Genomic DNA, 7,924 nt, shown 5'->3' with positions numbered 1-7,924 from the left:
GGATGGCGCTCGCAGACTGTTCACCATCCTCAATCAGAACCTTCTCTGCAAGGGTTAATAAACGCTGCGCGCCCCTGCAGAGAAGAACCCTGTTTGAGGTCTGGACAGTCAAGCGGCTCCATAAAAGTGATACTCAAACAGAAAGGAAACTTGTCATGGCACAACAAAACTCAACCCCAACTCTCTCTACATTGACGCTCAGCGACCAGCGTTTCGCCGCTGGGCACGAAAGCTCACCAAAAAATGATATCTCTTTACTGCGTATTCCTCAGCGTACAGAGGGAGAAGAGCACGGCTTTTCTCTTACGCCGTGTAGCGACATTACCTTAGCTGAACTCAAAATCGCGGGATTTACTTCGCGTGATTCTAAGTTCTACCCATCCACTCAGGCTGAGGTTGAGAAAAGTATCTTGCACCACTTTAAAATAGGGGACTTAACTGACAATTTTATTGTGAAGGATGTATCAACCCCTTCGAGATCCCTCTTTTCGTTTCACCGTTGCCCGTTTTAATTACTGGGATGTTTTTGTATTAACGTCAGGAGTAAGTCATGAAATATCTCTCTCACTATATTCAAGCCAAACAAACGCAAGCATTTAATGAGGCGGGGGCGTTCTTTGCTTTTTCTAATAAGCAGTTCGATGAAGCAAAAAAAGAGGGCGTGAAATATGCGTCGTTAGGTATGGGTTTAATTTGCCCTGTTGATAATGCGAAGCAATTAATGACCCGTTTAGATTCTATTGCTCAAGAAGGGATCGCCGAAGACATCGAAGAGAATGGTAAAAAAGCGATCATTCGCCGTGAGCTATTCAATCACGAGTGTTTCTACACCAATGACATTTGTGATTGTGTCGAAAAGCTCGAAGGGTATGGCATTTCTTACGATGAAGTGTATGAGGTGTTTAATCACATTCGTAAAACGGAAGACGTTTATTAAACGCTAAAAGTAAAGCGCCTTGATATTTGCTGTATCAAATATCAAGGCAAATTCAATTTAAATACAGGGGTAAATAAAATGAACATTAAAAATGTTACATCCGATAACGAAGAAACGAAAGAAAATAATTATGTCTGTACGGCTGTGCCGTTTGATCTTGGAAACGTTGTTTGTACACAAGGCATTGCTGAACTGCTAAATATCAATATTGGTGTGAATTTACCGATTTACTTACATCGTCACCAAAATGGTGATTGGGGAAATGTCTGTGTTGAAGATAAACTTACCAATGACGAAGCCACCAAGACAGGCGAGCGGGTTTTATCCAGTTATACCATTTGTAATGAACAAGTCTGGATAATTACCGAGCGTGATCGTAGTTGCACTACGATTTTACTCCCTAATGAATATTGATGACGTCAATTCACGCGATATAATGGAGTTCCTTTGGACTCCATTTTTTAGCTTATGAAAAAACTAATCTTATTATTGTCGGTATTTCCAAGTGTCGGGTATTCGTTTTGTTTTGATGAAGCAGGACAACATTATAATGTTGATCCAGATTTGCTGCGAGCGATAGCACAAGTTGAAAGCAGTCTTGATCCTAATGCTTATAACGAAAACAAAAATAAAAAAGGTCAAGTAACCAGTCGTGATTTTGGACTCATGCAAATTAACTCTAGTTGGTTTCCTCGACTGGCTGAATTTAATGTCAATGAAACCAATGTTTACGAACCTTGTTTTAATGTTTCATTAGGTGCGTGGGTATTAAGCTCTAACTTTTCCAGTCATGGTTATAACTGGAATAGCGTAGGCGCTTATAATGCAGGATTTCTTAAACGTACCGAGAGCGCCAGAAAAATATACATCCAAAAAGTCCAATCGGTTTATTTTCAGAGAAACCTTAAATAAAAGACCTTGCACCGCAATGGTGCAAGTTCTTTGACTTTTTCCTCTCGCTTTCTTTCTTCAGCTTTCATACTCCTGCATCCCTCGTTCGTCAGATTCATTCGCCACCTGGTCGGCTTTTGTCTTTCGCTGTCAGTTTTTCCCGTTGCTTTGATTAAGGGATTCAGATAATTCGTTCTGAGTCGTTGGTTAGTTGAGTTGGTGACCACACACCACGCCATAATCTGGCGATTATGAATGGTTGTCTGTAGTAACTAATTGAAATTTATTGGTATTAAGTTTTTGTTTTTTAGTGTTATGGCATGTTTGATAGCGTTCTACGGTTCAAAAGTGCCCCTGTAAACAGGAGCTTGAAATGAAAAAAATATCTCTTACTCAGCGATTTGTCGAGCGCGTTAAACCGACTTCGACCACACAAGAATACTATGATACCAAGGTGTCTACGCTGTATTTACGAGTCTACCCGTCAGGGAGGCGCGTGTTTTTCGTTCGTTTTCAGCACAACGGGTTGAGGAGGAATCATAAGTTAGGTGGCGCGTTAGATTACTCTTTACGTCAAGCAAGGCGAGAAGCCTTGCAGCTTGTTCAGCAAGTGCGTAGCCCAAAAATGGAAACCTTGCCCTCCATAACGCTACAGGCTTTCGGCCAAGAGTTTTTCAAGCGTTATCCTCGTCATTGGAAACCTAATACTTTGAAAAAGAACGAAAGTGCCTTTCGTCTTCAGATCGCCCCTTATCTTGGAGATAGGGAAGTACAATCTATTGTTCGAAATGATGTTGAGCAGTGGTTTGCCCAGTTAAGCCATGTGAAAGGCTCAGCCAACCAAGCGTTAGTGTTGCTGTCGGTTATGATGCAACAATGTGAAACGTGGGAATATCGTCCTAAAAATACCAATCCTTGCCGTGGTTTCAAGCGTTATAAAGAAGGAGGGGGAGAGCGCTATCTTAGTAAAGACGAATTGCGACAACTCTGGCGAGTGTTAGACACGTTAGAGGGCGATAACCCGGCTAAGGTCATGATAATACGTTTGTTGATATACACAGGTTGCCGCTCATCGGAAGTGAGAACCTTACAATGGAAAGAGTACCGAGGTGGTCACTGGCATTTACTAGACAGTAAAACGGGGGCGAAAACGGTTTACCTTTGCTCACAAGTTAGAGCTTATCTTGATGCATGGCAATCAGAGAGTCCTTACCTGTTTCCAGCCCCTTGTAACACTCAACCCATATCCACCAATCAGTTGGGTATATTCTGGCGACAGGCTCGCCAGTTGGCAGGATTGGAAGGTGTACGTTTGCATGATTTACGTCACACCTACGCCAGTATTGCCATGCAGTCGAAGGTAAACTTGATCGTACTGAGTCGCCTTTTGGGGCATGCTGAAGCGGAAACGACGCTAAAGTATGCACATTTGGGACGTGATGACGTGTGTCAGGCGGCTTCTCATGTGTCGGGTGTACTCGTTAAAGGTATGCGCTCATGAAGTCACTGTTATTCACTTCTAAAGTGATTCAATCACTTCATTCGAAAACTCGGACGTATACGGTGTGGGATACTCAAGTGCCAGCGTTAGGGGTTCGAGTTTATACCGATGGTCGCCGTTTCTATGTGACTCATTTATCCGTTCCTAATAAGACGTTGGTGGCAGTGGGGCAACTGACACTAAAAAAAATGAGACAACAAGTACAAGCTTTACAGGCCTCTTTTTTAGACAAAGAGACGAAACCTATACGGTTGATCCGCTTCGATGCTTTGGTGAAAGAAGAATGGACGGAGAAGGTCTGCAAGGGATGGAAACTGAGTACGCAAGGGACAGCGTCGAGCGCCTTAAAAAGGCATTTGTTGCCCGAGTTTGGACGTTTTCCTGTCAGCCGTATTGATTCGTGTCATGTACATCGTTGGTTTGATGAACTTAGCCAGACTTACGCAGGAGCAGCTAATCGTAATCTTGATGTGCTTCGTTCAATCTTCAAATATGCGGTGAAGCAAGGTTATTGCATGAACAACCCTTGTGACGGTCTTAAGCAAAATCGCAAAAAAAAGCTCAATCGTTTTTTGAGTTTGGATGAGTTAGCGCGACTGCAGAAGGCATTAACGGTGATCAGCCAGCAAGGTGATCTGGAAGCGTGCTGTTGTCAGGTGCTAAAGCTGGTGCTGTTAACGGGGTGTCGAATTTCTGAAGTAACAGGCCTGCAATGGTCTTTTGTTAAAGGCAGGGAGTGGCACTTGCCGGACAGCAAAACGGGTGCGAAGGTGGTGTATGTGGGAAAGGAAGCGCAGCAACTCCTTTCAGACATACCACAGCAAGTATGGACGCATCGTAGCGAATCACACGATGATGTGTTTATGCCCTTGCATCGTTTTGTGAGTCGGTCGACTAAGGTTAGTATGGTCTGGCAACAGGTGCGAGCCTTAGCCCATATCGAGGATGTTCGCATTCACGATTTGCGCCATACCTTTGCCAGTTATGCGGTGTTAGAGGGGTATCCTATCCCAATGGTGTCGAAACTGTTGGGTCACACGCGTATTTCATCTACGCTTCGTTATGCTCATGTGGATGATGCGCAAGTATCGCAATCTGCTGAGGCGATAGGGGAAGTTATTAGTAGAATATTATCAGGCCAGCTTGTGAGTAACCCTAAAACTCGAAAAGTGAGAGCCTCCAAACCTAAGCCGATGAAATCCCCCCCTAAACGCAGAGGAAGACCTATTAAAGCAATACCTGAACTGACCGATGAGGAGGTTGAACGGCTTAGATATGAAGTGGATTTTTGGGAATGGTGACAAAATTTTGTAGGTAGATAATAAAATACATCAAAATTAAAGCATAGAGCAGGTTTTAAGCCAATCTGTTCTAATTTTACGTTGCAAGAGCAGTCAACGAGGTAAGGCCGTTGTTGTAAGTAAAACTCTATTGATTGCTAAAAACCGCCCACAGAAAATGTTGAAATCGCAAATATCATATCAATATCTGATACATAAACTGATTATAAATCGATAAATAAGCCCATATTGCTCTCGGATTCAATAGGGTTATTAGCAAACCAAAAGTTGAGGCACGTACTCCGTTATCCGAAGTACGTGCTGAGGTATCGGTAATATAAGAAGTCCAAATGATATGAGCCAACCAAAAAAGATAAGTAACTCCGAAAAAATTTATCACTGTCGAAAGCTCATCCTTAATATTTGCCAAAGCTAGAAAACCGAAAAAGCCAGAAAAATAAAAATGTAGTCGGCAACTAAAACTCAGAGGAAAACTAACAGCCCTTAAAGTAACCTGCCGTAATAAATAAACTTAACCAACTTAAATCGCCGAACGTTAACTGTCTTATTAAGAAGTTTGTTAGCGGCTGATTATGGGAGATTAGATCAGCCAACCCAGCCCTTACGTGAGTCTTGGGTTAAAAATAGCGTAATTATACATATTAGTTGGCTTGAGTTTGAATTTTATCGTCGAAGGTTCATCTGGATCCTAGGCTTGACTGTTCTATATAAACTAAAGAAAGCAGCTAACTCTTGTTTGGGTATGGTTATTTTAAATAATTTATCTATTAATAATGCAAGGTAGTACCTTTTGTCTGAGAGTATGTTTACAGACACGGAGCATGTCTAGCTCTAGCAATTAATTTTAAATCTAAGTAATAGTTGGATATGAAAGGAATTTCGATAATGGCCAAGAAAAAATATTTTCATGACTATGATTTAATGTATAACCCTCTACTAACGCAAAGGCTGGGATGGTTAGCTATTGGATTATATTGTTTAGCGACTGCTGTATCATCCGTTTGGGTTAACTATTCATTCTCGACTTTTAATTCAGAGGCACTAATATTTTTTACTGTATTGGTTGCTCAGATTTCATTCTTTACATTATGCTGTTTAAAACAAGGGAATTTTATTTTTTTTATTATCACTAACTTTAAATCAGTAGCGATTTTGAATGTATTAACGCTATTTTGTTGGTTGTTTATGTTCATGGCTCTTCAGAAAATCGAAGCTTCTGTAGAGTCAGCTATTTATCAAGGATGGATACCAATAATTGTAATTGTTGTGGAGTTCCTAATATATAAGAAACTACCTAAGAAGAGTCTTATTATATCAGTGTTGTTCTTGGCTTTTTTTTTGGGATTACTCGGTTACAGTAGAGTTTATTTTGAAGGTGGTATAAATGACTCTTTGATACAAGGGGTTATATACGCGTCCATAGCAGGAGTAACAGCAGCTTTGTATATGGTGTACTCTGAGTTTCTTTTTTATAAGAGAGAATTTACGGTTTTAAATATTTTAGCATCGAGGTTTATAATGTTACTCATTTATATTGTTTTCTCAAGTCATGAGTCCATAAGGATTCTATATGAATCAGAAACTACGATATTAGTAAATATGGCTATATTATCCCTCACATTTATAGTGGTTCCAATATATTTATTGCAGTATTCAATAGTGACGTTAGGGTCAGGTCGGGTTTCAATCATAATACCTCTAGTCCCAAGCGTTGCACTAGGTTTAGAATATTTTTATTTATCTTGGGTTAATTATTTTGTGCCTATTTTAGTAATTCTTGTTTGCATTAGTGTTTTATTTGCAAATTATTATAAGTCGAAAGAAACGGTAAGGGAATAAAATGGAAGTTACGAAGAGTAAATGTGAACTGATTGAAGTGATTAAAAACATGATCGAGGAGTCTAATATAAACGAAAATCAATTTTATAAAACATTTAGAGAGAAAGAGTTACCATTAGAAAAAATAAAACCGATTTTTCAACAATATTACCTTTACATAAGAACTTTTCCTGAAATTTTATCAGGTTTAGCTCCGCGTGTAGATGACGAACTAATTAGGTTGAAGATTAGTCGGACTGTTGTATCCGAGCTGGGCGATGGTAGAGGTGCCCCACATTTTTCGATGTTTGAAGAATCACTAAGTGCTATAGGAGTTACTTTGGATGATTACAAATCTGTAGATTATACGACTGAAACTCGACAATTAATTGATGATCTAAAGAGATTATTCTTGGAAGAAAGTCCTAATAAAGCAATAGGTGCTCACTATGTCATCGAAGAGTTTGGACTTCCGATGATTATAAATTTATATGAAGGATTTAGACTCTACGATGGTTGGAAACATGAAGATTTTAACTATTTTTATCTACATATATTAATTGAATCTAATCATGTTGACTGGATCCAAGATGCATTGGTTGAAGCTAGTAAAGGTGGAGATGGGGCTAGAGAAGAATTGATCTCTGGGGCCAGTGAAGTTTTGCAATCACTAACAAACTTCTGGAGTGGACTTCATCGATTAACGAAATGATTTTAATTTAAAGCAGCAGTTTTAATTATTCTGCTGCCAATTTTTAATATTTTTAAAAATTAGATAGGCAATAGTTTGAATAATATTTATGGATATATGTCTAAGTTGTCAAAAATGAAGTCATCAATTAATCTCTCTCAAGGGCTACCTATAAATATATATGATAGAGATTGGAGTGAATATATGTCATCTGGAGAGGGATGTAATTGGCAATACATGCCTGTACAAGGCGCTGTATTGCTTAATAGTAGAATAAAATCAATGTATGGGGATAGCTATCACTCAATTATAACTTCTGGTTGTACAGAGTCACTTTTATGTAGTATGTATTGCCTAAAGACACTAGGATATGAATCAATTATCGTACTAGAACCATTCTATTCCTACTATCCAATGATGTGTAAAATGGCAGGGCTTAGATTTATTTCTAGTAGACTTTTAATAAACAATAATAAGTTTGAAATAAATATAAATGATCTTAGAAAAATAAATAATAAAACAGCAATATTGATAAATACTCCACATAACCCTACAGGAATGGTTATTTCTAGCGAAGTGTGGCAGGAGCTAATAAGTATATGCATAGAAAAAAAATCATTTTTGTTGGTTGATGATGTATATAGAGAGTTCAACTATACTTCCAGTAAAATGCCATATAAAGAGCTATCTGGGATAATTGACCAAGTTTTAATTTCAGGCTCACTTTCTAAGTCCTTAGCGGCATCCGGTTTAAGAGTTGGTTGGTTAGTCGGTTCAAAAAAAAA

Annotated in this window: 10 protein-coding genes; 9 read left to right on the top strand and 1 reads right to left on the bottom strand. The window is 39.1% G+C overall.

Features of this window, described 5'->3' with window-relative positions; translation table 11 throughout:
- Positions 1-155 precede the first annotated feature (155 nt).
- From QQ041_RS22325 to QQ041_RS22300, 6 genes are all read left to right on the top strand, one after another.
- On the top strand, positions 156-512 hold the full coding sequence (locus QQ041_RS22325) for a hypothetical protein (RefSeq protein WP_285955090.1): 357 nt from the start codon (positions 156-158) through the stop codon (positions 510-512).
- Positions 513-550: 38 nt separating this feature from the next.
- On the top strand, positions 551-937 hold the full coding sequence (locus QQ041_RS22320) for a hypothetical protein (RefSeq protein WP_261891404.1): 387 nt from the start codon (positions 551-553) through the stop codon (positions 935-937).
- Between the two features lie 78 nt (positions 938-1,015).
- Positions 1,016-1,351 (top strand): type I restriction endonuclease subunit M, encoded by a 336-nt coding sequence (locus QQ041_RS22315; RefSeq protein WP_285955089.1) that lies wholly within the window; start codon positions 1,016-1,018, stop codon positions 1,349-1,351.
- 54 nt (positions 1,352-1,405) lie between these two features.
- On the top strand, positions 1,406-1,849 hold the full coding sequence (locus QQ041_RS22310) for a lytic transglycosylase domain-containing protein (protein ID WP_285955088.1): 444 nt from the start codon (positions 1,406-1,408) through the stop codon (positions 1,847-1,849).
- A gap of 352 nt (positions 1,850-2,201) precedes the next feature.
- Positions 2,202-3,329: a site-specific integrase gene (locus QQ041_RS22305; RefSeq protein WP_285955087.1), complete on the top strand. Its 1,128-nt coding sequence runs from the start codon at positions 2,202-2,204 to the stop codon at positions 3,327-3,329.
- Positions 3,326-4,630 carry a site-specific integrase gene (locus tag QQ041_RS22300; RefSeq protein ID WP_285955086.1) on the top strand — a complete coding sequence of 435 codons (1,305 nt, stop codon included), beginning with the start codon at positions 3,326-3,328 and terminating at the stop codon, positions 4,628-4,630. Before QQ041_RS22305 ends, QQ041_RS22300 begins: the two co-directional genes overlap by 4 nt.
- Before the next feature lie 175 nt (positions 4,631-4,805).
- On the opposite strand, the gene QQ041_RS24200 is transcribed toward QQ041_RS22300, so the two are convergent.
- Positions 4,806-5,096, bottom strand: coding sequence for a LysE family transporter (locus QQ041_RS24200; protein WP_353057848.1), 291 nt, complete (start codon positions 5,094-5,096; stop codon positions 4,806-4,808).
- Between the two features lie 419 nt (positions 5,097-5,515).
- Here QQ041_RS24200 and QQ041_RS22295 point away from each other — a divergent pair, with 419 nt between their 5' ends.
- The 3 genes from QQ041_RS22295 to QQ041_RS22285 form a co-directional block, all read left to right on the top strand.
- Positions 5,516-6,469: a hypothetical protein gene (locus QQ041_RS22295; RefSeq protein WP_285955085.1), complete on the top strand. Its 954-nt coding sequence runs from the start codon at positions 5,516-5,518 to the stop codon at positions 6,467-6,469.
- Position 6,470: 1 nt separating this feature from the next.
- Positions 6,471-7,160, top strand: a complete 690-nt coding sequence (locus QQ041_RS22290; RefSeq protein WP_285955084.1) for an iron-containing redox enzyme family protein — start codon at positions 6,471-6,473, stop codon at positions 7,158-7,160.
- Positions 7,161-7,274: 114 nt separating this feature from the next.
- On the top strand, positions 7,275-7,924 hold a 650-nt coding region (locus QQ041_RS22285), incomplete at its 3' end, for a pyridoxal phosphate-dependent aminotransferase (RefSeq protein ID WP_285955083.1).

The sequence above is a fragment of the Vibrio sp. TMPB1044 genome (genome assembly GCF_030442075.1).
Taxonomy (GTDB): domain Bacteria; phylum Pseudomonadota; class Gammaproteobacteria; order Enterobacterales; family Vibrionaceae; genus Vibrio; species Vibrio satsumensis.
This window is presented reverse-complemented; position numbering and strand designations above follow the sequence as displayed.